A 226-nucleotide genomic window follows, 5' to 3' on the forward strand; every position below is an offset into this window, starting at 1 on the left:
GTTATGAGCAATGGGGTGACGCAGAAGGGTAGTGACGCGGACCGATGGATGTGTCCGTCCAAGCAGTGAGGCTGGTTTGTTGGCAAATCCGCAAACCGTTAAGGCTGGGCTGTGATGGGGAGGGAAATTTATAGTACCGAAGGTCATGATCTCCGGCTGCCAAGAAAAGCCTCTAGCCAGGCGAAGGTGCCCGTACCGCAAACCGACACATGTAGGCGAGCAGAGC

1 rRNA gene is annotated in these 226 nt (G+C 55.8%); it reads left to right on the top strand.

What is annotated here, in order from left to right:
• A 23S ribosomal RNA gene (locus M3223_RS24680) occupies positions 1-226 on the top strand; the annotation flags it as partial.

Origin of the sequence: Paenibacillus pasadenensis (assembly GCF_023715725.1) — a bacterium.
GTDB lineage: Bacteria > Bacillota > Bacilli > Paenibacillales > Paenibacillaceae > Paenibacillus_O > Paenibacillus_O pasadenensis_A.